This window comes from Robertmurraya sp. DFI.2.37 (genome assembly GCF_029211245.1).
Lineage (GTDB): Bacteria > Bacillota > Bacilli > Bacillales > Cytobacillaceae > Robertmurraya > Robertmurraya methanolica_A.
Window position 1 is genome coordinate 1 of record NZ_JARGEJ010000477.1, and the last position, 326, is coordinate 326.

Consider the following 326-nt stretch of genomic DNA (forward strand, 5'->3'; position numbering starts at 1 on the left):
CTCTGCTTCACGTGTTAACTTATTTTCTTCCTTTTTTGTTTGTTTATTGGTGTTAGGTTTCTTAGACATAGAAGGTCTCCCCTTTGGTTTTGGTTTTAGGCCTTCTACTCCTAGTTCATTAAACTCTTTCATCCAGCGATTAATTAAAGAAGGATTGTTTAATTTAAATTGATTAGCAGTTTCCAGATAAGAAGCGCCTGTCTTTTTCATAAATTGTTTCGTATCCTGTTTAAATTGAATAGAGTATGCTTCCTTACCTTTTCGTCTTTTTAACCCCTCCATACCTTGAGTTTTATATGCTTTTACCCAATTTTTTAAAGGTGTCA

The 326-nt window shown here is 33.4% G+C and carries 1 protein-coding gene; it reads right to left on the reverse strand.

Going from position 1 to position 326, the window contains the following annotated elements; genetic code table 11:
* Nucleotides 1–326 (reverse strand): helix-turn-helix domain-containing protein (locus PZE06_RS27375; RefSeq protein ID WP_275792299.1); only part of this gene is annotated, 326 nt, incomplete at both ends.